Here is a 22,266-nt window from a genome sequence, read left to right as displayed (position 1 = left end):
CTGAAAATGCCGGCCTTTGAATGGGTTCATGTGCAGCTCCATCAGCAAAAGGGGATGATAAGTTTATCACCACCGACTATTTGCAACAGTGCCGTCGTAACTACGGTATCGTTTACGACGTAGAATCTTACACCGATATGGCGCCGTCCTTCTCTGGTATGACTTGGGGCGGTAACTATGTTGATAACTTTATGACCAGCCGCAGCACCGGTCTGCTGACCTACCGTAACAGCAACTTCTTCGGTCTGGTTGACGGCCTGAGCCTGGGCGTTCAGTACCAGGGCAAAAACGACCGTGCTGACGTTAAAACCTCTAACGGTGACGGCGTAGGCTACTCTCTGGGTTACGATTTCGGCGAAGGCTTCGGTGCAATCGCATCTTATAGCAACGCTAACCGTACTCTGAAGCAGAAAGCTGACGGCGAAGGCGACAAAGCTGAAGCATGGGGTCTGGGTCTGAAATACGATGCCAACAACATCTACCTGGCAACCACCTATGCTGAAACCCGTAACACCACCCGTACCGGGTCTGATGGCGATGCTGGTTTTGCTAACAAAACGCAGAACTTCGAAGTTGTTGCTCAGTACCAGTTCGATTTTGGCCTCCGTCCAGCAATCTCCTACGTGCAGACCAAAGGTAAAGACCTGGCTGGCGTGACCAACTCTAAAGGCACCTTCAAAGGTGGCGATGCAGATCTGGCTAAATTCATCCAGGTTGGCGCAACTTACTACTTCAACAAAAACTTCAACGTGTGGGCTGACTACTACATCAACCTGCTGGACAAAGACACAGACTACGCGCAAACCGTTGGCGGCCTGAACGGCAACGACGATATGGCAGCTGTGGGTGTGACTTACCAGTTCTAATCAGAACACCACTTTGTTATATGCTTAATGAACAGGGCTTCGGCCCTGTTTTTTTATGCCTGACAGAAAATAATGGCGACTTTTGAAAAGCCGCACGCTTTTCGTCGCAAACGGTTGGCATTTTGTAAATCTACCGTTAACCTGATAGCGGATTTCACTTCTGTAATCACAATGGAACTTCGTCATGTTTGAGAACATTACCGCCGCTCCTGCCGACCCGATTCTGGGCCTGGCCGATCTGTTTCGTGCCGACGACCGCCCTGGCAAAATCAACCTGGGTATTGGTGTATATAAAGATGAAACCGGCAAAACTCCGGTACTGACCAGCGTTAAGAAAGCTGAGCAGTATCTGCTGGAAAACGAAACCACCAAAAACTACCTCGGTATTGATGGTATCCCTGAATTTGGTCGCTGCACCCAGGAGCTGCTGTTCGGTAAAGGCAGTGCAATTGTGAGTGACAAACGTGCCCGTACGGCACAGACCCCGGGCGGTACCGGCGCGCTGCGCGTGGCGGCGGATTTCCTTGCGAAAAACACCTCTGTGAAGCGTGTCTGGGTAAGCAATCCAAGCTGGCCGAACCACAAGAGCGTATTTAACTCTGCGGGTCTGGAAGTGCGTGAATACGCCTACTACGACGCAGCAAACCACTCTCTGGACTTTGACGGCCTGCTGGCGAGCCTGAGTGAGGCGCAAGCAGGTGACGTGGTGCTGTTCCACGGCTGCTGCCACAACCCAACCGGTATCGATCCAACGCTTGAGCAGTGGGAACATCTGGCGAAGCTGTCCGTAGAAAAAGGCTGGCTGCCGCTGTTTGACTTTGCCTACCAGGGCTTCGCCCGTGGTCTGGAAGAAGATGCCGAAGGCCTGCGCGCGTTCGCCGCAGTGCATCAGGAGCTGATCGTTGCAAGCTCCTACTCCAAGAACTTTGGTCTGTACAATGAGCGTGTAGGTGCCTGTACGCTGGTTGCGGCTAACGATGAGACCGTCGATCGCGCGTTCAGCCAGATGAAATCCGTTATCCGCGCTAACTACTCTAACCCGCCGGCACACGGTGCCTCTGTTGTTGCGACTATCCTGAGCAACGATGCGCTGCGAGCCATCTGGGAACAAGAGCTGAACGATATGCGTCAGCGTATTCAGCGCATGCGCCTGCTGTTTGTGAACACCCTGGCGGAGAAAGGCGCGGATCGCGACTTCAGCTTTATCATCAAACAGAACGGCATGTTCTCGTTCAGCGGCCTGACCAAAGAGCAGGTTCTGCGTCTGCGTGAAGAGTTCGGCGTGTACGCTGTGGCGTCTGGCCGCGTGAACGTTGCAGGCATGACGCCTGACAACATGGCGCCGCTGTGCGAAGCGATTGTCGCCGTACTGTAATTTGCGCCCACAAAAAAGCCTGCATGATGCAGGCTTTTTTTATTCGGGTTACCAGACAGGCATTTCATCCTGAAGGAACGGATTATGGAGCCGTTCATAGCCCAGCGTCGACATCGGACCGTGCCCAGGGATAAACGTCACATCATCACCCAGCGGCAATAACTTCTGTTTAATCGACTGAATCAGCTGCCCGTGATCGCCGCGCGGAAAATCGCTGCGTCCTACGCCACCTTTGAAAATCACATCGCCGGAGATCAGCAGACGGGACTGGTCATCAAAGAAGACGATATGGCCTGGCGTATGCCCAGGACAATGCAACACCTGTAAAGTCACATTCCCTATGCTAACGCGCTCTCCTTCGTTCAGCCAGCGATCGGGCGTCAGGGGCTGACACTCATCCAGGCCAAACATGCGGCTTTGGGCGGGTAACCCCTGTAGCCAGAACTCATCTTCTTTTTCCGGACCGACAATCGGCACGCCGTAGTGTTCAGCCAGTTCAGCCGCTGCGCCCACATGGTCGAGGTGACCATGCGTCAGTAAAATCTGCATAAGCGTCACGCCGCTGTCGGCGACTTCCTGCTTGATCTTCTCAGCGTCACCGCCGGGATCGACAAGCGCGGCCAGTTTAGTCTGTTCGCACCAGATGAGTGAACAATTCTGGGAGAACGCGGTAACCGGAATAATACGATAGTTCATACTGCTCCTGTGTTTCGTTATTACCAGTGCCGAACCGGACCGGTATCAATATGCACAAAGTTGCTGCTGGGGTAATATCCTACACCACCTGCGCGCATAGATAACGCAGCTTTGCGAATATTGGCTAACGAAACGCCCTCAATATGGAAATCCATTGCCTGTCCCTTCGTGTGATAGCTTTTTTTCGCTACCCCGCGACTGTGGGCGCGCAGTTCATTATTGGTATCAACAGAGCGATAACCAGAAATCAGCTGCACCGGCTTGCTGGTGCCCAGCAGGCCCTGAAGGCGGTAAAGCTGATCAAACAGTCCTGGATCGATGGCTTTTATTTTATTCGCGCGGAAATCACGGAAAAAATGGTTAAGTCTTGCTAATTCATCCTGAATATAGCCTCTGCCATCGAAGAACTCCGCTTTTAGCGACTCACCGGTATGAAGATTGTTGAGCGTTAAAACTCGCGGACGAGGTGTCGAGAGGGTGGCAAATGCTGGCGTCGGCAAGATGGCCGCTGCGCCAAGCGCAACACCACCTAACGCCAGCAGTTTGCGGCGATTAGCGTCAAATTTGTCCATGATAATCAGGTCTACAGGTAAAAGAAATCGTAATATGCATAGCGCACGAAGGGCACCTTAACTGGCAAAACCGGGTACGTCAAGGCGCCCAACCCCAGTGAATACGCGGCTTGCAGCGATATAGCCCCTTATTCACCCTAACTTACGACAATCATTTTTCCCGAACTGCTTCATTTACCTGATTAATTGTTCCGCTTTTGGCAAAATTTGTGCGCCGGATCGCGCGGTGAGATCATAATTGTAAATATCTGTACGGTACTGAGTCCGCCCGTCTTCGCCCACAAACGCCGTCAGATAGTAAAGATTGACCGGAATATTGTGTCGAATATTAACGTAACGCGTATCCCCTTGTTTCAGGGCATCCGAAATGCGCGTATCGTTCCACCCTGCATCCTGCAGCAGCATATTGGCCAGCTCCGAGGCTTTGTTCACGCGCACGCAGCCAGAACTCAGCGCGCGCGTATCTTTCTGGAACAGGTTGTGGTTCGGCGTATCGTGCAGATAGATAGCGTCTGAACTCGGCATATTGAATTTGTAACGCCCTAAAGAGTTATGCGCCCCGGGTGCCTGCTGGAAACGGAACGGCAGATTAGAAGCCGTGATTGTCGACCAGTCGACCATATAAGGATCGATAGCCTCTTTACTGTTCCATCCACGCATCACCGTATAGCCATGACGTTCCAGATAACCCGGATCGTTCCAGACCTTCGGCAGAATGTCTTTACGCGCCAGCGTCGGCGGCACGTTCCACGGCGGGTTAACGACTACGTTATTGAGCGCGCTGCTCATCATCGGTGTTTTGCGATCCGGACGCCCGACAATCACGCGCGACGCCAGTTTTTCGCTACCGTCCTGGTAATAGACCAGGGAATACGCCGGAATGTTAACCATAATGCCGGTAGAGAGGGTTCCCGGCAGCAGGCGCAAACGCTGGATATTGAGCGCCAGCACCCCTGCCCGCTGCGCAGGCGATACGTTCAGCCAGTCTCGCGTCGTCTGGCCAATGACGCCATCGGCTCCCAGTCCCTGAGCAGCCTGGAATTGCTTCACTGCCGCAACCAGCTCGCGATCGTATGCTGCGGGTTTATTGCTGACGGCAATCGCTTTTTTCTCTTTCACGGGCGCTGACGGGCTGACCGCCGCGTTTTGCGGATCGTCGCCTGGCAGGGCGATATGTGGCCCGCCTTCAAGAAGACCCGAGCGCGTCAGGATCTCGCGCAGAGCAGGCACATCGCTACTCCACTGCCCCGGACGCAGCGTCGCGGCGCCGCGCATCTGCGGCCATGGGCGCGAGTCGCCCACCAGCGCGAGGAGCGACTGGTGAAGCGTGGCGTATTGTGGATGCGCCGGTGCGAGGCTGGCAATAAAGCGCGGCAGTTCGCCATTATCGAGGGCTAACTGCCACTGGTTAATCACCGACAGCGCTGGCGTCGCGAGCTTATACGGCTTATCGCTGTACAGCCAGCGGTTGCCATTGACCGGAATACCCGCCACGAACTGCAGGTAACCCATCATGGCATCGGAAAGCACCACATCTCTCGCCTGCCCTGTTACGGCAGGATCGGTTAACAGTTCAACCCACTTTGTAAACTGCGGCTGAAACCCTGCAATTGCGACCTCCGCCAGCTGTTGCTGGAAGGCGCGCACGGCATCGCGGTTTTCCCACATCGGTTTCATATCGCGGGCGGCATAAAGCAGCGTGAGCTGATTGAGATAGACAGGCGTGTAGCCTGACGGCAGCCCCGACTGCAGCTGCTGGCTGAGCGATTCGGCGTCGATGCCTTCCGGCAGCGGCTTAATACCGGCCATTATCGCCGTCGCCGGAGATTGCTCCAGCGGCTGGGACAACGACGTAGGCTGCGCGCCCGTCGTTGCCGAGCTGTCAGTCGGCACAATTTCAGGCTCATCGGCCTGGGCGGTTAACAGTGGAGCAAACATCACTGCCAGACATAAACTTAGCGCCGACAGCTGACGACCACATTTTTTCTTAAGCAACATCCCTTGCCCCCTGTTTTCACGACATGCCCATCACGTTGGGGCTTTCTTTCATTATAGGTAGACGGCTAAGCTGTTGCCTTACCTTATGTAAAGAAGTTTAAAGATAACGCAGCCCTAAGCACAAGTTAAGTTTAAAAAAAAAGCGGCGCCAGAGCGCCGCTTCGGGTCAGAAGACACTTCAGGAAGCGTCCGCCGTGGTTTCCGGCAGTGACTCCGGCGGCTGCGGCGCAAAGCCGCGCAGCCCGACAACGTGAACGTGCTCGCTGTTCTGGAACACTTTACGCACCAGCTTGTAGGTTGTCCCTTTTTCAGGGCTGATGTTCTCCGGTGCCGCAATGATGAGCTGCATATCGAGACGTTCGCAAAGCTCAAACAGCGTGGCAATGGAGCGCGCATCAAGACGCGCCGCCTCATCCAGGAACAGCAGTCGGCATGGGGAGATATCTTTGCCGCGCAGGCGGCGCGCTTCGTCTTCCCAGCTCTGTACCACCATCACCAGAATTGACATCCCGGTACCGATCGCTTCACCGGTAGAGAGCGCCCCGGATTCCGCACGCAGCCAGCCGTCTGAACCACGGTTTACCTCTACCTCCATTTCCAGGTAGTTACGGTAATCCAGCAGCTCTTCCCCGATGGTTTGCGGCGTACGCTGTCCCATATCAATCTGCGGGTTCAGGCGCTGATACAGTTTCGCCAGCGCTTCGGAGAAAGTCAGACGGTTGCTGTTGAACAGATCCTGGTGCTGCTCGTGCTGCTCAGACAGCACTTCCAGCAGCGTCGCGTGGGCTTCACGCACGTTGACGTTGAGGCGCACGCTGTTCACCTGGCCAAACGACACGCTCTGCAGACCCTGGTTCAGCTGGCGGATACGGTTCTGCTCGCGCTGAATGGTTTTGCGGATGATATTCGCTACGCTGCGGGAGCTGATCGCCAGCTTCTGCTCGCGAGAAGTCAGCTCTTCCGTCAGGCGCCCCAGCTCGATTTCCATCTGCTCAATGGCTTCGACCGGATCGTCGGTACGGATAATGTCCTGACGAATACGCTCGCGCAGGTGCTGGTAAACCGCCACGAAGAACTGGATTTTACGTTCAGGGCGTTTCGGATCTTCTGACATACGCAGGACATCGCGCAGGTGTTCGTTATCCGCCACCGCCAGACGCAGCGCACCCAGCGCCTTATCCGACATGGAACGCAGCTCATCGGCAGAGAGATACGCCAGCTCGCGACGGTGCAGACGACGCTCAACGTTATTGTCTTTCACCATGCGCATTACCGCGCACCAGCCCGCCTTCGCGGTCACGACCTGCTCGCGCATCTCAAAGTAGTCGCGCTCCAGCTTGCGCAGGCGACGGGTCAGGTTATCCATTTCTGCTTCGCAGAAGGTGAGCGCTTTTTCCAGCTGATTGCGACGCGCGCGGTTGTTGCTGAGCTGAGCATGCAGCTCGTCACGACGAATGCGCGCGCGCTCTTCCGCCCCGCTGTCGGCACGAACGCCGATGTCCTGAAGCTCTTTCTGCAGGTCGTTTAACAGCTCTTTCTTGGTGTCGAAGGAGCTTTTCAGCGAGGCCAGCACCTGGTTGTACTGGTTCAGCTGAGTGGAGTGGCTGCGCATCGCTTCGCGGGCGCGGGTACGCTCCGCTTCCGCCTGCTCAAGGCGCTGACGCAGCTTTTCATTCAGATCGCTGTTACCGCTCAGCATTTCTGCCGAATCGGAGTAGCCGAAGTGGGCGCGACGCTGCACCACCTCCGTCAGGGCGAACGCCTGCTGACGCGCATCGCGCTGCACCTGCTGCGACCAGGCATAGTCTTCTTTTAACTGCTCGAACTGTTCCGGGTCGCTCTGCAGGACAGAGACAACCGGCTCCAGCTTCGCCAGTTGATTGCCATGCTGCTGCACGAAGCGCGCGGCTTCCTGCGCTTCATCCAGACGCTCCTGGATCTCATCCACGCGGTCGGCCAGCGTGTCGTCTGCCAGCAGATTCAGGCGCGGCAGAATACGGTTAAGGGCCGCAACGCCCTCTTTCGCCTGCTCGAACTGGACGCGACTCTGCTGGTTGTCGCTTTCATGACTGGCAATCGCCCGTTCCAGTTCGCCACGGCGGGTATTGAGTTTGCGAATTTCCGCTTCCGGGTCGGCTTCGAAGGCCACGGCCAGATGGCTGCCGATAAAGCGGCTAAACGCATGATGCAGACGCTGGGTTTTCTGCACGTCAAACGACAGCGTCGCAAAGCGTTCAGACAGCGTTTCACGCTCGGCGTGCAGGCTTTCGATGCGGCTTTCGCGCGCGGCGCGGCCAAACAGCGGCAGTTCCGGGAAGCGGGAGTAGCGCCACTGACGGTCGGCGATTTTGACCACCACCGCTTTTTCCAGCTCGTCGACGCTGAATACGCTGTCATCGAACGACTGCGGATCCCCTTCGATCAGGTAGAGATCTTCCGGGCAATCTTCCAGACCGGCAAGCTGCTCCGAAATCAGCGACAGATCCGGCACCACGATCGCGTTACGCGACGGGCCATACAGTGCCGAGAAGTATGGCGCATCGTCCAGGCCGACATCGTCGTAAATCTCAGACAGCAGTACGCCGCCAAAACGCTCTGCCAGGGCATTGAGGCGCGGGTCTTCCGCACCGCCCGGCTGGCTTAAGCGCTCAATTTCTTCGTCGACGTCACGCTTGCGCGCGCCCACTTCATCACGCTCAACAATCGCCTCGCGCTCGCGCTCCAGCAGCTGCTGCAGGTATTCGGTCACTTCCTGGCTGGATTCGAACTGCTCGCCGCACTGCTCACTGAGCTGGTTAAGGTTGCTCTGGGCCGCCAGCCAGACCGGGGCACGCTGCAGAAGCGCTTGCGAACGGGACTGAAGCTGTTCCAGCTCCTGACGCAGGGTCATACGCTGTTCGCTGGCGCTGGAGACCGTGTCTGAAAGCGCAGCGATACGCGCCTCGAGTTCCTGATGCAGGGCCTCAAGCTCGTCAAAATCGTAATGTTTGCCCTGACGCTTGCAGAATTCGGCCAGCAGACGCTCGGCCTCCTGCTGCTCGCGCAGGCGCTGTTCCAGCTCGTTCAGACGCATACGCAGCGGCTGAACCTGCTCAGCCAGATGGCGCTGGTTCACGCCGTCACGCAGCAGCTCGCGGGCAACGTCCCAGGCTTCGTTACGTGCCAGCGGGCCGTTAATCGCCACAACCAGCTGATAGGCCTGCTCAAACTGGCTGTGCGCCGTTTGGGCGACGCTCATTTTCTGTTCGAGGGAGAGCAGTTTCTCAGTGGCTTCCTGCTCTTTGGCCTGGAAGGTATCCAGCCACTCGTCGGCGCTTTCCGGCGTCAGGTCTGGCAGATGGCACAGCTCTTTCGCGCGCTGTAAGGCCTGCAGTGCCTGGGTGTACTGGATCGCGCGCGTCTGCTGCACGTCCAGCGCCTGCTGATAATCGGCAAGCTGGCTTTTCAGCTCATCCACTTCCAGCTCGGCCGCTTCGGCGCGGGCTTCGTTCTCTTCCTGCATCTCGGCGGCTTCGGCCACCACTTCATTTTGCTCTTCAAGACGAATTTGCAGCTCGTCGAGGTCCGCTTCATAGCGCTCGATTTTCTCCTGCTGACGAAGCGCGGTCTGCACCAGGTTCAGGTGATCGCTGGCGGCCTGGTAATCGGCTTCCAGGTCACCTTCAGCACCGTTGTGCTCACCGAGCTCGCGCGCCATTTCGACGTGCTTGTACTGCTCGGCCACCAGCTGTTTGCGGGAGGTAAACAGCTCGCGGCGGTATTCTAATGCCTGATCGAGGTGGACGCGGCGCTCGTTGGCGTGGCGCATGTAGTCCGCCGCCACGTAGTTAGTGGCTTCGCTGATCAGGTGTTTAAACAGATCGCGGTCAGACTGGGTCACGCGAATCGCTTCCAGCGTCATGCGGTTTTCACGCAGCGCCGCCTCCATGTCCTGGAAGGCCTTACGCACGCCGCTGTTTTCCGGCAGCAGGTAGTCGCGCAGGGAGCGGGTAATGGCGCTGGAGATACCGCCGTACAGGGACGCTTCGATCAGGCGGTAGTATTTGCTACGGTCTGATGCGGTACGCAGACGACGCGCCACCACGCCGAGATCGAACATCAGCGAGTGGTAGTCTGTAATCGAGTTGAACTGTTTGAACTGCACGCCTTCGATCGCTTCGAGCTTATCTTTCAGCTCCTGCAGCGTCAGCACGCGCGCCTGGCGCTCGTTCAGGGTTTCCGTCAGCAGCGCCGTCGGCTGCACAGACGTTGGCAGCCCCTGGATGGCGAACGGTTTAATGTCGACTTTACGGTCGCGACCGGCAACCTGCTGCAGGCGCACGCCCACCACCACGCGCTGATGGCGGGAGTTAATGACGTCCAGAACCGAATAACAGACGCCCGCTTTCAACTTACCGTGCAGACCTTTATCACGGGAACCGCTTGTGGCCCCCGCTTCGGTGGTGTTACGGAAGTGAAGCAGCGTCAGATCAGGGATCAGCGCTGTGACAAACGCCGCCATGGTGGTGGATTTACCCGCCCCGTTACCGCCGGAGAGCGTCGTCACCAGCTCATCCAGATCGAACGTTCGGGCAAAGAAGCCGTTCCAGTTAATCAGCGTCAGTGAGCGAAATTTACCGCGTTCAATCATTACTCTTCCTCCCCGCTATCCGGCAGATTCTCTTCATGCTCATCATTGAGCTGCAAATGGTTTTCCACCGGCATCGCTTCACCGTCGCGGATCATGCGAAGCTGCGCTTCACGCGCGTCATCGCCCGCACGCACGTCGGCGCCGAAGCGGAAGACAGATTCCGTAATGCGGAATTTGCTGCTGTCGTGACCCATAAACCAGACCATCCCCAGACGACGCAGACGGTTCAGGGAAGAGCGGACTTTTTCCTGTAGTTTCTGACGGTCGAGATCCGACCCCGTGGAGCGGTTGTTCACCAGCTTAAGCAGCTTGCCCTCATCTGCCAGCGTCAACAGCTCGTCGTAAAGTTCCTGCTGGGTGAAGATCCCTTCATTCGCCAGACGTTCCGGGCTGAGGTAGAGGTAGCAGAGAATTTTGCCGACCATCATGTCCAGCTCGGAGAGCACGGAACGCGGAATCAGCGTCGTGGAGCGCGGGCGCAGGTAGAAAAACCCTTCCGGCGCGCGGATAAGCTCCACGTTGTAGCGGGCGTAAAACTCTTCCAGGTACTCCTGGAAGTCCATCAAAAAGGCGTGATTATCCAGCTCGTCTAAGCCAATGTGACGACCGGCACGTAGCTGGCTGTCCAGCGCCGGAAATAACGGATTCGCCAGCGCCTGTGCCAGCTTAACCGGCATCACTTGTTCAATATTTGTCAATGACATGCGCCTGTACCTTGGCTCCGTAATCGTTAATTGGCTGCCACTTCGGCGGCAGTCCGGTGAAATCGGCTTGCGCGATACCCAGGCGAACAGCCTGGTCTACCACAATGCGGGCAACGTCGAAGTGGCGCGCGCGAGGATATTGCGCCAGATAGTCGCGCACCACGAGCCCCAGATCCAGCGGAGCTTGTCTGGTTTTGTAGACCGCGAGCTGTTCTTCGATCATCGCCGCAAGCTGCTCGCGAATTTCGTTAAATTCTTCGTATTCCAGATCCGGCGGCAGTTCACCGGTTACCTCTTCATCACGCAATGCCATCTCTTCGTCGCGCATATCCAGCAGACGATCGGCATTGGCGTAGGTCAGCGCCCACGGCGCATCGAAATAGGTCTGCACCGACTGGCGCAGACGCTGGGCAAAGACGCGGTTTTTATCCATATCGATCGCGGTACGGATAAATTTATGCACGTGTCGGTCGTAGCCGATCCACAGGTCGATCGACTGCTGGCCCCAGCTGATGATGCGGTCCAGTTTGCTCTGCAGGTCGAACACTAAACGATCGATAAAGTGCAGATCGTCGTGCGCCAGCGTCGCGTCCTGGATGCGCAGCAGGTTCGCCTGCAGCTTATCCCCTGCGGCTTCCAGCGTATCCTGCAGCTCACGCAGCGTACCGGAGGTTTCTGACAGCAGAAGTTCACAGCTGGAGATGGCTGCACGCCAGTCTTTATTCAGCAGCTGTGCGATATCGTCTTTGACCTGCTGCTGCTGTTCGTCCATCAGGCGCTGGGTCAGATCGATACTGTCGAAGATTTCCGCCACCGAGTATTTCAGCGGTGCATAGACGTTTCGGTGCCAGTGGAATTCGTCACCGTCTTCATCTGCCGCATCGGCGGCGCGCTTAAGCTCACCGGCCACGATCGACAGCTGCATGGACAGACGCAGCGTGGAAAATTCGCGCTGGCGTATGTAGTAATCGGTGATGCCGATGCCCAGTGGCGTCAGGCGATAGATGGCGTTTCCTTCCGCCTGCTCGCTGGTAAAGCGGTTCAGCAGACGTTGACGCACCATATCGTTAATTGCGTTGTTGGCACGCACGCTAATGGTTTCGCTGGTTTGCTCAAACGCATCACTGACATGGCGGAACGCATCCACCAGTTCACCCTCGCTCATTTCCCCATCCAGCCGCTCGCCGTTCAGCGTGGCGACCGCCAGCAGGAAAGAGAGTCTGTCTACCGGCAGCGAGATGGAGAAATCGTTTTTCCTGGCCCAGGCAACCAGTTCGGGGACTGTCTGGGAAAATTCACTCATAGGTTATCCTTGCATCTGCGGCTTGTGCGCGGTGACGTGAATATAGCGGCCAAGGCTGACAAAAGGCTCCTGACGGCAATACCGCGTTTCCAATTCTGTTAAGGTGTCAAAACAGTCACGCTGTTTGTGTTTTTCACGCAGATAATCATGAAACACCCTGACGCCCGTCTTCCCGACAATCTGCCAGCCAATCGCCTCCAGCCAGCCATAGACCTGCTGTGGATCGCGCGGATAGTCCGGGGAAAGCGTGCGCTTTTTCTTTTTGGGCATCCCGACCTGAACATAGTCGAAGTTTCCCGCAACCATGTTGTGCATCAGGAAGCCGTTAGCATTGTAGAACATCAGCGACAGCGTGCCGCCCGGGCGCAACATCGACCACAGGCTTTGTAACACGCTTAGCGGATCGGCAACCCACTCCAGCACCGCATGAAACAATATCAGATCAACCTGGGTTTCCAAATGCTGTGCGATGTCCTGAGCGGCGCATTGTATAAAATGCATGTTGTCGCTCACACCTTTCTCTTCTGCCGCACGCGTCGCGCGGGCGACCATTTCAGCAGAAAGATCGCAAAGCGTGACGTGATGACCGCGTTCCGCCATTTTTATGGCCGTCTGCCCTTCACCGCCTCCGGCATCCAGCACGCGCAACGTTTGACCACCAAAGGTAGCCAGAATGGTGTCCAGATCCTGCCAGAGGATCGTCTGACGGAGCTGCCCTTTCGTGGTGCCATAAATGTTGCGCGAAAACTTTTCCGCGATGTCATCAAAATTGCGATCCCGCATTGGGAGAGTTCCACTCGCTAACTGCAAAACCGCTATTTTGTCACACCCGCGCGGAGAATGAACCTCTCTGGTGTAATATCACCGTCAATCACCTGCTATATGGTCAAAAAAGGAACCAAAAAGGATGCTTTTTACCCTTAAGAAATACATTGGAGGGATGATGCTTCCCCTTCCGCTGCTGCTCATCATCATCGCGCTGGGGCTGGCGCTGGTGTGGTTCAGTCGCTTTCAGAAGAGTGGCAAAACGCTGATCACGTTCGGCTGGTTGATCCTGCTGCTGCTGAGCCTGCAGCCGGTGGCTGATGGTCTGTTACGCCCCATCGAAAACAGGTACCCGACATGGCAGGGAAATCAGAAAGCGGCGTACATCGTGGTGCTGGGCGGCGGATATACCTGGGATCCTGACTGGGCCCCCAGCTCAAACCTGATCAACAACAGCCTGCCGCGGCTAAACGAAGGCATTCGCCTCTGGCTGGCGAATCCGGGATCAAAAATGATCTTCACCGGCGCGGCGGCCAAAACGAACCCGGTGAGTACGGCGGAAGCGGGCGCCCGGGTCGCGGAATCACTCGGCGTACCGCGCTCCTCAATCATCACGCTGGACAGCCCGAAAGATACTGAAGAAGAAGCTGCCGCAGTGAAGCAGGCGATTGGCGATGCCCCGTTCTTACTGGTGACCTCCGCCTCGCACCTGCCGCGCGCGATGATTTTCTTTGAAAAACAGGGCCTGCACCCGCTTCCCGCACCGGCTAACCAGATGGCCATCGACGCGCCGCTTAATCCGTGGGAGCGGGTAATCCCGTCCCCTATGTGGCTGATGCATAGCGATCGCGTCGGTTATGAGACGCTCGGACGCCTCTGGCAGTGGCTGAAAGGTTCCTCAGGCGAGCCAGGGCAAGAGTGATTTAGTCGCCAGATCGAAGTTTGCGCGATTAAAGCGTCCGGTGTTAACCAGCTGCGCAACTTCGTCCCAGAGCAGGTAGAGCCAGCGCCGCCAGAGAAACGCTTCCGCAACGGGGGCGCGTTGAAGGTAATGCCACAGCAAACCTTCCGCCGCCCCGCTGTCGCTGAGCCTGAACAGCTCATATTCACGCGGAGCCCAGAGCATGATCCCCGGCCCCACCATCGCCAGGAGCTGATCGCTGCGGGGGTCTTTCAGCATACTGCGCAGGGTGAAGTTACCGTGGATCAGCACGCAGTTATCGTTAAAACCTTCGAACAGCGCCGGTAAACACTCCCGGGTGCGAAAGAGAATACGTTTGTCCTGCATGGTTAAACCGGTATTGTTGAACTGGTTAAGCGTTCCCCACAGCACTTCAACCCGCTGGCGATACCACAGCGGCCAGAGATTTTCCTGAGTGCTGTCGACCGGCCCGACAAGTCCGCGGCTATCCTGACGGTGCCACGCCAGCAGCGCCTCGACAATCTGGTCTTTTAGCTGTTCCCAGCGTTCCGGCGTTCGCGCGGGCGCTTCAACGGGTACACCACGTAAACGTTCAATCAGCAGTACGTCCGGGCCGGGGTGTTCCTCATGGGTCATCACGCCGTACACCGTTGGCATACGCACGGTTCCCTCCCGCGCCAGCATCGACATTTTCCATGCAAGCTGCCTGGCAACGCCGGGTGACGTGAAACTCCGTGCCATCAGCGGCATTGGGTTACCCTCACTGTCGTACAACGACCAGAGCGCGGTATCGGCTTTTTCACTCACGCATTCGACCCGGCTTAACTTTTCACCCAGCAGATGGCTAAGTTCGGCACGCAGCTGTTCCATATGAGATTACCCCCATTAAGACTACTGCTTTTATAATGAGCGTCCTTAATGAAGATGTCACCCGGAAGAGATCAATCAGGAAAAAGAAAGTGAAAAATAAACCGGAGAGTGCATCTCTCCCAACGGAGAGATGCCGGTAAGATTAACGCAATTCAGCGCGAACGCGCTCAAGATCTTCAGGGGTGTCTACGCCCGTGCCGGGGACTTCCTCAGCAACGGCAACGTGAATTTTCCCGCCGTACCAGAGCACGCGGAGCTGCTCCAGCATTTCGATATGCTCCAGCGGACTCGGGGCCCAGGCCACATAGCGGCGAATAAAGCCGGCGCGATAGCCGTAGATCCCAATATGACGCAGGAAGGTATCACCGATGGTCTCTTTAGAAAGCGCAAAGCGATCGCGATCCCACGGGATCGTGGCGCGGGAGAAATAGAGCGCATAGCCTTCCGCATCCATGACGACCTTCACCGCATTCGGGTTGAAAGCTTCTTCTGCATGATGAATGGGTACCGCCAGCGTGGCCATTCCGACCTGACGCTGCGCCAGGTTTTCGGCCACCTGACGGATAATGACAGCGGGGATCATCGGCTCGTCACCCTGCACGTTTACGATAACCGTATCATCACTGAAACCGCATTTCTCAACCACTTCCGCCAGACGCTCGGTGCCGGACTGGTGATCGGCGCGGGTCATGCATACCTCACCGCCTGCCGCCTCAACCGCACGAGCGACATCCGGATGATCGGTGGCAACAATCACGCGGTCAGCACCGGATTCACGCGCACGCTCAAGGACATGCACAATCATCGGCTTGCCGTTGATATCCACCAGCGGCTTACCCGGCAGACGCGTTGAGGCATAACGCGCAGGAATTATGACAACAAAACTCATGGTTTGCTCTCTTCTGCCACCAGGGAACGGGCTTCGTTTTCCAGCAATACAGGAATACCGTCGCGCAGCGGGAAAGCCAGGCTGTCCAGCTTGCAAATGAGCTCTTGTTTGTCCTGGCTGTAGTAGAGTTTGCCGTTGCATACCGGGCAGGCAATAATTTCAAGTAAACGGTGATCCATAGTTCCTCCGTATGGGTAATCGCTAAAGCTTAACACATTCCTTTTTCAGGGCGTGCCTGTTTCCCAGCCACTTCGACAGGATGTAAACAATCCGTCAGGTACCCGGCCCAGCGTCACGTCGTCGGCCCCCTGCCAGCGCGCGAATTCGCTAATGGCGGACGTTAACCCTTTTTCCAGGCTGGCCGTCACCCTGACGCCCTCTTGCAAATAAAGCGCCATGATTTCAAGCGTGCCGGTCTTGCGGTGCATTTTGGCATCCATGCGCCCGACCAGTTGCCCCTTATGCAGGAGCGGTAAAACAAAGTAGCCATACTGGCGCTTTGGGGCCGGTGTATAACATTCCAGCCGGTAGCTGAAATCAAAGAGCTGCTCGGCGCGTTTTCTGTCCCAGACGACCGGGTCGAAAGGCGACAATACCGCGCTGTGGGTCGCCTGCAGTTTCCCCTCCAGGGCCTGAGGCAATAGCGGGAGGAGATCCGCATGTAGCCACATTTCGCCCAGCGTTTCCACGGTAACGGGAATGACGCGCTGTTCGCGTTGCCACATGTCCAGCAGCGGTTTCAGCGCGGGCTGGCGCAGGCGATAATAATCTGCCAGCCATTGCGAGCGAAAAATCCCCAGACTACGGGCGCTGTTTTCTAACATAATGGCCTCGGCCGCCTCCTGGGTAAGCAGGTCGCGCTCGTCGTCCCAGTGGGGCATCACGCGATGCGTGAGGTCGTAGACGCGCTGAAAATTACGCCGCTCAATCACCATGACTTTGCCTGAGGTAAACAGGCCTTCGAGATGACGCTTGTGCGGCTTCCACTCCCACCAGCCGCTTGTACCTTTGCGCGGGTGTTCAAAATCGGCGGAGCGTACAGGACCGTTTTCCTGAATATGCGCGATGAGCTGCTCTATTTCAGCCGCATGTTCCTGCATCCACGCCTGCCGGTATTTCCAGCCCATCTTTTCCGGCGCAAGCATACGGTTACGCACAAGGGCAAAATCGCTGCGGGGAAGGAAGCAGGCTTCGTGCGCCCAGTACTCCATCAACTCCCTCTTGCTGAGCGCCTCATCCAGCCACTGAGAAGGATAGCTCCCCAGGCGGCTGAACAGCACCAGGTAAGGGCTACGTGCCACAATATTAATGGTGTCGATCTGGAGTAGCGACATGCGCTGTACGGTAGAGAGAATATCGGCAGGCTGCGCGCGACGGCGGGGCTTTTTGAGCAGCCCCTGCGCGGCAAGGTGGAGATTACGTGCGGCTGAGAGCGAGAGTTGCGGTAAAGACATGCGTTTTCCTGTCAGTCAAAGCGCCACCAGAACCGCGTAAGCCTTTAGTGCACCAACGCAATCAGTTCCTTGAGCAAATGTTCCGGCTGCTCACCGCTGAGTTCGGCGTCAACCGGCAGATACCACCAGTTATCTTTCGCAAAGGCACGGCATTTCACCGCATCTTTTTCGGTCATGATCAGCGACTGCCCGGGTACGGTCAGGGCAGCGACCTGCCCTTCCACCAGCGCCTGATGGTCGGCCAGCGGAACGCGTTTTTCCAGCCGGGCACCACACTGTTCCAGCGTCGCGAAGAAGCGCGGCGGATGACCAATGCCCGCCATCGCTACCAGTGAAGGAAGCTCTGAAACCGACCGGCGTTCACCCGTCACCAGGTTGATTGCCAGACCCGGCTGCAGGTGCATCGGGATTTCACCCGTTTTCGCCTCACCACCGTTCACGATCACCGCATCAACGGACGTCAGACGCGAAGCGCGTTCGCGCATGGGTCCGGCAGGTAACCACCAGCCGTTCCCAAAACGGCGAACCCCGTCGATGACCACAATCTCTTTATCTCGCGCCAGGGCATAATGCTGCAGACCATCGTCAGTGATAATGATCTGTACCGCATGTTCGGCAAGCAGGGCCCGGACGGCATCGCTGCGCACCGGGGAGACCGCAACAGGGGCGCCAGTACGCTGGAAAATCAATACCGGTTCATCACCCGCTTCAGCCGTCGTGGTTTCCGCCGTCAGCAACAGCGGGTAATGCGCCGCTTTACCACCATATCCCCGCGATACCACGCCCGGGCGTATACCGCGCTTTTGCAACTGCTCCACCAGCCAGATCACCACCGGCGTTTTGCCGTTGCCGCCCGCCGTAAGATTACCGACAACCACAACGGGCACCGGCGCGCGCCAGGCCCGCTTCACCCCAAGACGATAAAGCAGACGGATAATGCCGCTCACCAGGCCGTAGAGCCAGGAGAGCGGCAAAAGCAGCAGCCACAGCGGGGATTCACCGGACCAGATGCGTGCAATCATTCGCCGAACTGCATCTTATGAAGCTGAGCGTAAACGCCGCGGTGTTCCAGCAGATCAGCATGGCTTCCGCGTTCAACAATGACCCCATCCTCAACCACGACGATTTCATCAGCCTGCTCGATAGTCGACAGACGGTGCGCAATCACCAGCGAGGTGCGGTTCTTTTGCAGCTCATCCAGCGCCGACTGAATCGCGCGTTCAGATTCCGTATCCAGCGCAGAGGTTGCTTCGTCCAGGATCAGTATCGGGCTGTCGCGCAGCAGCGCTCGGGCAATGGCGATACGCTGACGCTGCCCACCGGAGAGCAGTACACCGTTCTCGCCGATGATGGTATCCAGACCGTTATCCATCTTGTTGATAAAGTCCATCGCGTAGGCCATACGTGCGGCGTTCTCAATCTGCTCGCGGCTGTACTCTTCAGTGCGTGCATAAGCAATATTGTTTGCCACGGTATCGTTGAACAGGTGCACGTTCTGGGAGACCAGCGCCACCTGGTTACGGAGCGACTGCAGGGTATACTCCCGCAGATCGTGACCGTCTAACAGAATTTCACCTTCGTCAATGTCGTAGAAACGGGTGATCAGGCTGGCAATGGTCGATTTACCCGAGCCGGAACGGCCTACCAGCGCAACGGTTTTCCCCGCCGGAATGGTCAGGTTGATATTGCGCAGAGCCGGTGTTTCGCGGCCAGGATAGGTAAAGGTCACATTGCGGAACTCAACGTCGCCGTTCGCGCGCTCAATGACGCGTTTGCCTTCATCTTTTTCCTGCTCGGAATCCAGAATGCTGAACAGGGTCTGACAGGCCGCCATCCCACGCTGGAACTGGGCGTTGACGTTTGTCAGTGATTTCAGCGGACGCATCAGGGCGATCATTGAGGAGAAGACCACGGTGATGGTACCCGCCGTCAGCGTCTCCATGACGCTCGGGAAGCTTGCCGCATACAGAACGAACGCCAGCGCCAGTGAGGCAATCAGCTGAATAATCGGGTCGGAGATAGAAGAGGCCGAGACCATTTTCATCCCCTGCAGACGCATTTTGTTGCTCACTTTATCAAAGCGTTTGGTTTCAACGTCCTGACCACCAAAAATCAGCACTTCTTTATGCCCTTTCAGCATCTGCTCTGCGCTGGTAGTCACCTGCCCCATCGTATTCTGCATATTCTTGCTGATATTACGGAAGCGTTTTGAGACGACGCGGATAGCAATAGAAACCACCGGTGCCAGAACGATAAGGATGAGCGACAGCTGCCAGCTGTAGTAGAACATCATCACGAACAGGCCGATAATCGACGCGCCCTCGCGCACAACGGTAATCAGCGCGCTGGAAGAGGAAGAGGCAACCTGCTCTGAGTCGTAGGTGATCCGCGACAGCAGCGTCCCGGTTGACTGCTTGTCAAAGAACGCAACCGGCATGCCCATCATGTGACTGAACAGGCGACGGCGCATGGTCATCACCACTTTCCCGGATACCCAGGAAATGCAGTAGCTGGAGATATAGCTGGTGATACCGCGTAAGATCATCAGTCCGATAACCACCAGAGGCATCCATAGCAACACTGAGCGATCCGTTTTACCAAAACCGTCGTCCAGTAACGGTTTGAGAAGCGATAGCATAAAGGTATCGCTGGCTGCGTTGAGGATTAACGCTACACCCGCCACGATCAAGCCTGCTTTAAAAGGGGCAATCATCGGCCAGAGTCGGCGGAACGTTTGCCACGTGGAGAGATCTTTGTCGTTATGCATTCAAAAAACCAGCATTGTTGAAATAGCCGCATATTCTACCCGTTATCGACGGGCGCGCCAAACCACTGATGATACCAACGTGGTAAAATTTGCTCTCGCAAGCGCCGGATTTGCCAGTGATGTTGCGAGAATGTCACCGATATTTGTCCTGAATGAGGGGTATCGTGCCAGATATATCCCTCTTTTCGATAACGTCGAACGACTTTTGCCGACGGGAAGTGCCATGCGTTATAGCGGGCCGCAGAATCCAGGGCGATCTGTCCTTCCACCCGCTGTACCAGCGGCAATGAAGACGAGGTATTGCTGCCATGATGGGGGACCTGTATGAGCGTGGCCCTCAGATGACGCCAGTAATGGCTAAGCATAGCCTGTTCCGCCTGCACTTCAATGTCCCCTGTTAGCAGAACGCTTTGCTCCCCGTCGTCCACCTTTACCACACAGGAATGGTTATTCCCCTGGGCCGGGTAATTTTCAGGAGGCCAGTGGACGGTGAAGGTTAATCCCTGCCATTCCCATTTCTGCCCACGAAAACAAGGGCGGTGCCCCGTCCTGCGTAACGGGCTTCTTACCCATATATCCGGCCATGCTTTTTGCAACGACGCGAGGCCTCCTGCATGGTCGAGGTGTTCATGACTGAGAATCACTCCTTCTGGCCGTAGGTGATGCCAGCGAAGCCAGGGAATAATTAACCGCTGTGCGCTATCCCCGCCCGGCCAGGCGAGCCCGGTATCAAAGAGAATGGCTTTCCCCTGCCTTTCAATGACCATGGACAGCCCCTGCCCCACGTCCAGCATATGCAGCGTCCAGCTCTCGCTTTTTTCCGCTCGCCAGAGGGGAAATGTCAGTAAGACGCTGCCTGCAAGACAAACGGCAGGAACGGTTTTCCAGGCACGAAAACGCCAGGCAATAATACTCAACCACGGCAGTAATGCCATGATTTGCCAGCGCTGATCGACATTCTGCCAGCCATCTGGCAGGCGCATCAGTAGCCAGAAGAGTCCCACAAGCGACTTATCGGCGGCAAACCAGATGGCACTTTCTACCGCAGCCAGCGGCAGCAGATGGAGTAGCATACCGAGCAGGATCAGCGGGACGGAGACAAACGTTACCAGGGGCACGGCAAAGAGATTCGCGACCAGGGAGGAGAAGCTGAAACCATGGAAAATCAGAACCTGTAACGGCATGAGCAGCAGCAACATCCCGACCTGCAGATAAATCAGGTTCAGTAGCGACCGCATCCGTCGTGTCCAATTCCAGTCGGGAAGAGGCAGCCACTGAAACCAGAAAATCAGCGCGGCGACGGCAAAGGCTGACAGAGCCAGACTCTGCGAAAGTACGGCCAGGGGATCGTTAATCAGTATCGCCGCGATGCAGCAGCTCCAAACCTGCCAGGGAGACCACTGACGGCCAGTAATCCGCAACAGAGCAAGCACCGCAAGGGCGATGATCGTCCTCAGCGCAGGCGGTTGCAGGCCCGTAAGCCAGGCGTAGAAAGCAGCAAAGAACAACCCGGCAAGGAGAGGCATTTGCCAGTGGACGCGGTGGCTGGGTAATAAGAACTGGAGTCCACGTGCAAGTAACCAGACGAGAGAGGCTGCCAGCGCGATATGCAGACCCGAAATCGCCATCAGATGCAGCGTGCCGGTTTCCCGCATCAGGTCTTTTATTTCCCGGGGCACATCCAGACGTTCACCCATTCCCAGTCCCAGGATAACCGCCCCCCAGCGGTAAGCCGACAGTCGGTTTTGCAGCGACATCAGATATTGCGCTCGCAGGCTGCAGCGCCCGTCGACGCTCTCCGCACGGGTGAAGCGCCCACTCTGCGTTTGATGTCGGGCAAAAGCGCTGCGCTGAGAATCATAACCGCCGTCGTTGAGTTCGCCGTGTGCAGGCCTGAGCCTGAGCGTCACGCTCCAGCGCTGCCCTGCACACGCCTTTTGCGGCAGATAATTGCCATACAGCGTTACGCCGGTAGAGGCCCACCAGCGCTTGCCATTGACGCTTAGAATGCTTCCCTGATGTTGAGTGGCGCCGTCGGTCGCGGTGAGCTCTATCTCAGCCTGCACGGCCCCCGTTGTTAAATGCTGCATCGGCCAGACGCTCTCCTGCGCGGCCAAAATGCCCCAGGCACAAAATAACAGCGTCATACCCGCATACTTCAGTCGACTGTTTTGCCATGCAGCAAGCGCTAGCCCGCCAGCCATCATTACCCAAACGGTGTTGGGGGAAGGCAGTTCAGGTAACCAGAGTAACGGAACTATCGCCAGAATGGCGCAGATGCTAAGCGCGGGAATTCCCATTGCTACCTCCCTGTTTCAGGGTGGCAGTATGCAAGCAGGCTGAGGGGTCGTCAGGCGTGAAGAATACGATTTACGGCAAGCGCAGCAAGGTATTTAACGGGTTGCAGAAAACGAAACGGAAAATGCGGGGCACCTTCAGAAAGAAAGCGACAGCG

General features: G+C 56.7%; 16 protein-coding genes and 1 pseudogene. 3 read left to right on the top strand and 14 right to left on the bottom strand.

Going from position 1 to position 22,266, the window contains the following annotated elements:
- Positions 1 to 95: 95 nt before the first annotated feature.
- Together ACOTXF_RS18315 and aspC are read left to right on the top strand one after the other, a co-directional pair.
- A pseudogene (locus ACOTXF_RS18315) lies at positions 96 to 866 on the top strand (porin); the annotation flags it as partial.
- Between the two features lie 184 nt (positions 867 to 1,050).
- Positions 1,051 to 2,241, top strand: a complete 1,191-nt coding sequence (gene aspC, locus ACOTXF_RS18310; protein WP_008499949.1) for an aspartate transaminase — start codon at positions 1,051 to 1,053, stop codon at positions 2,239 to 2,241.
- Between the two features lie 48 nt (positions 2,242 to 2,289).
- Here the strand turns inward: aspC and ACOTXF_RS18305 are convergent, their stop codons facing one another.
- The 7 genes from ACOTXF_RS18305 to cmoM form a co-directional block, all read right to left on the bottom strand.
- Positions 2,290 to 2,937 carry an MBL fold metallo-hydrolase gene (locus tag ACOTXF_RS18305; RefSeq protein WP_008499950.1) on the bottom strand — a complete coding sequence of 216 codons (648 nt, stop codon included), beginning with the start codon at positions 2,935 to 2,937 and terminating at the stop codon, positions 2,290 to 2,292.
- 20 nt (positions 2,938 to 2,957) lie between these two features.
- A complete protein-coding gene (locus ACOTXF_RS18300) occupies positions 2,958 to 3,509 on the bottom strand; it encodes a YcbK family protein (protein ID WP_008499951.1) in 552 nt (183 codons plus the stop codon).
- 174 nt (positions 3,510 to 3,683) lie between these two features.
- On the bottom strand, positions 3,684 to 5,507 hold the full coding sequence (gene ldtD, locus ACOTXF_RS18295; RefSeq protein ID WP_047745089.1) for a L,D-transpeptidase: 1,824 nt from the start codon (positions 5,505 to 5,507) through the stop codon (positions 3,684 to 3,686).
- A gap of 178 nt (positions 5,508 to 5,685) precedes the next feature.
- The gene (mukB, locus tag ACOTXF_RS18290; protein ID WP_421635290.1) at positions 5,686 to 10,137 is read right to left on the bottom strand and encodes a chromosome partition protein MukB; all 4,452 of its coding nucleotides are present in this window, start codon (positions 10,135 to 10,137) and stop codon (positions 5,686 to 5,688) included.
- Positions 10,137 to 10,841 (bottom strand): chromosome partition protein MukE, encoded by a 705-nt coding sequence (gene mukE / locus ACOTXF_RS18285; RefSeq protein WP_021240871.1) that lies wholly within the window; start codon positions 10,839 to 10,841, stop codon positions 10,137 to 10,139. The genes mukB and mukE overlap by 1 nt, the downstream gene beginning before the upstream one ends.
- Positions 10,822 to 12,144, bottom strand: coding sequence for a chromosome partition protein MukF (mukF, locus tag ACOTXF_RS18280; RefSeq protein ID WP_008499955.1), 1,323 nt, complete (start codon positions 12,142 to 12,144; stop codon positions 10,822 to 10,824). Before mukF ends, mukE begins: the two co-directional genes overlap by 20 nt.
- Before the next feature lie 3 nt (positions 12,145 to 12,147).
- Positions 12,148 to 12,927: a tRNA uridine 5-oxyacetic acid(34) methyltransferase CmoM gene (gene cmoM / locus ACOTXF_RS18275; RefSeq protein ID WP_023292877.1), complete on the bottom strand. Its 780-nt coding sequence runs from the start codon at positions 12,925 to 12,927 to the stop codon at positions 12,148 to 12,150.
- 124 nt (positions 12,928 to 13,051) lie between these two features.
- On the opposite strand from cmoM, the gene elyC reads away from it, so the two are divergent.
- Positions 13,052 to 13,831, top strand: coding sequence for an envelope biogenesis factor ElyC (elyC, locus tag ACOTXF_RS18270; RefSeq protein ID WP_023292878.1), 780 nt, complete (start codon positions 13,052 to 13,054; stop codon positions 13,829 to 13,831).
- Here the strand turns inward: elyC and ACOTXF_RS18265 are convergent.
- From ACOTXF_RS18265 to ACOTXF_RS18235, 7 genes are all read right to left on the bottom strand, one after another.
- Complete coding sequence (locus ACOTXF_RS18265) at positions 13,808 to 14,701, bottom strand: YcbJ family phosphotransferase (RefSeq protein WP_008499958.1); 894 nt, start codon at positions 14,699 to 14,701, stop codon at positions 13,808 to 13,810. The genes elyC and ACOTXF_RS18265 overlap by 24 nt on opposite strands.
- A 142-nt stretch (positions 14,702 to 14,843) precedes the next feature.
- Positions 14,844 to 15,590, bottom strand: a complete 747-nt coding sequence (gene kdsB / locus ACOTXF_RS18260; protein WP_232926482.1) for a 3-deoxy-manno-octulosonate cytidylyltransferase — start codon at positions 15,588 to 15,590, stop codon at positions 14,844 to 14,846.
- The gene (gene ycaR, locus ACOTXF_RS18255; protein ID WP_006174474.1) at positions 15,587 to 15,769 is read right to left on the bottom strand and encodes a protein YcaR; all 183 of its coding nucleotides are present in this window, start codon (positions 15,767 to 15,769) and stop codon (positions 15,587 to 15,589) included. Before ycaR ends, kdsB begins: the two co-directional genes overlap by 4 nt.
- A 45-nt stretch (positions 15,770 to 15,814) precedes the next feature.
- Positions 15,815 to 17,044, bottom strand: coding sequence for a winged helix-turn-helix domain-containing protein (locus ACOTXF_RS18250; protein WP_232926480.1), 1,230 nt, complete (start codon positions 17,042 to 17,044; stop codon positions 15,815 to 15,817).
- 44 nt (positions 17,045 to 17,088) lie between these two features.
- On the bottom strand, positions 17,089 to 18,066 hold the full coding sequence (lpxK, locus tag ACOTXF_RS18245; protein ID WP_008499962.1) for a tetraacyldisaccharide 4'-kinase: 978 nt from the start codon (positions 18,064 to 18,066) through the stop codon (positions 17,089 to 17,091).
- Positions 18,063 to 19,811: a lipid A ABC transporter ATP-binding protein/permease MsbA gene (msbA, locus tag ACOTXF_RS18240; RefSeq protein WP_008499963.1), complete on the bottom strand. Its 1,749-nt coding sequence runs from the start codon at positions 19,809 to 19,811 to the stop codon at positions 18,063 to 18,065. Before msbA ends, lpxK begins: the two co-directional genes overlap by 4 nt.
- A 35-nt stretch (positions 19,812 to 19,846) precedes the next feature.
- Complete coding sequence (locus ACOTXF_RS18235) at positions 19,847 to 22,111, bottom strand: ComEC family protein (protein WP_232926478.1); 2,265 nt, start codon at positions 22,109 to 22,111, stop codon at positions 19,847 to 19,849.
- Between the last annotated feature and the right edge of the window lie 155 nt (positions 22,112 to 22,266).

This window comes from Enterobacter cloacae complex sp. IR53041 (genome assembly GCF_049238285.1).
GTDB lineage: Bacteria > Pseudomonadota > Gammaproteobacteria > Enterobacterales > Enterobacteriaceae > Enterobacter > Enterobacter roggenkampii.
Note: the sequence above shows the minus strand (reverse complement) of the source record. Positions and strands in the feature narration are given on the sequence as shown.

Excerpts from the sequence above, each read along its gene's own strand:
- aspC (WP_008499949.1), top strand. The coding sequence starts at position 1,051 with ATGTTTGAGAACATTACCGCCGCTCCTGCCGACCCGATTCTGGGCCTG.
- ACOTXF_RS18305 (WP_008499950.1), bottom strand. The coding sequence starts at position 2,937 with ATGAACTATCGTATTATTCCGGTTACCGCGTTCTCCCAGAATTGTTCA.
- ACOTXF_RS18300 (WP_008499951.1), bottom strand. The coding sequence starts at position 3,509 with ATGGACAAATTTGACGCTAATCGCCGCAAACTGCTGGCGTTAGGTGGT.
- ldtD (WP_047745089.1), bottom strand. The coding sequence starts at position 5,507 with ATGTTGCTTAAGAAAAAATGTGGTCGTCAGCTGTCGGCGCTAAGTTTA.
- mukB (WP_421635290.1), bottom strand. The coding sequence starts at position 10,137 with ATGATTGAACGCGGTAAATTTCGCTCACTGACGCTGATTAACTGGAAC.
- mukE (WP_021240871.1), bottom strand. The coding sequence starts at position 10,841 with ATGTCATTGACAAATATTGAACAAGTGATGCCGGTTAAGCTGGCACAG.
- mukF (WP_008499955.1), bottom strand. The coding sequence starts at position 12,144 with ATGAGTGAATTTTCCCAGACAGTCCCCGAACTGGTTGCCTGGGCCAGG.
- cmoM (WP_023292877.1), bottom strand. The coding sequence starts at position 12,927 with ATGCGGGATCGCAATTTTGATGACATCGCGGAAAAGTTTTCGCGCAAC.
- elyC (WP_023292878.1), top strand. The coding sequence starts at position 13,052 with ATGCTTTTTACCCTTAAGAAATACATTGGAGGGATGATGCTTCCCCTT.
- ACOTXF_RS18265 (WP_008499958.1), bottom strand. The coding sequence starts at position 14,701 with ATGGAACAGCTGCGTGCCGAACTTAGCCATCTGCTGGGTGAAAAGTTA.
- kdsB (WP_232926482.1), bottom strand. The coding sequence starts at position 15,590 with ATGAGTTTTGTTGTCATAATTCCTGCGCGTTATGCCTCAACGCGTCTG.
- ycaR (WP_006174474.1), bottom strand. The coding sequence starts at position 15,769 with ATGGATCACCGTTTACTTGAAATTATTGCCTGCCCGGTATGCAACGGC.
- ACOTXF_RS18250 (WP_232926480.1), bottom strand. The coding sequence starts at position 17,044 with ATGTCTTTACCGCAACTCTCGCTCTCAGCCGCACGTAATCTCCACCTT.
- lpxK (WP_008499962.1), bottom strand. The coding sequence starts at position 18,066 with ATGATTGCACGCATCTGGTCCGGTGAATCCCCGCTGTGGCTGCTGCTT.
- msbA (WP_008499963.1), bottom strand. The coding sequence starts at position 19,811 with ATGCATAACGACAAAGATCTCTCCACGTGGCAAACGTTCCGCCGACTC.
- ACOTXF_RS18235 (WP_232926478.1), bottom strand. The coding sequence starts at position 22,111 with ATGGGAATTCCCGCGCTTAGCATCTGCGCCATTCTGGCGATAGTTCCG.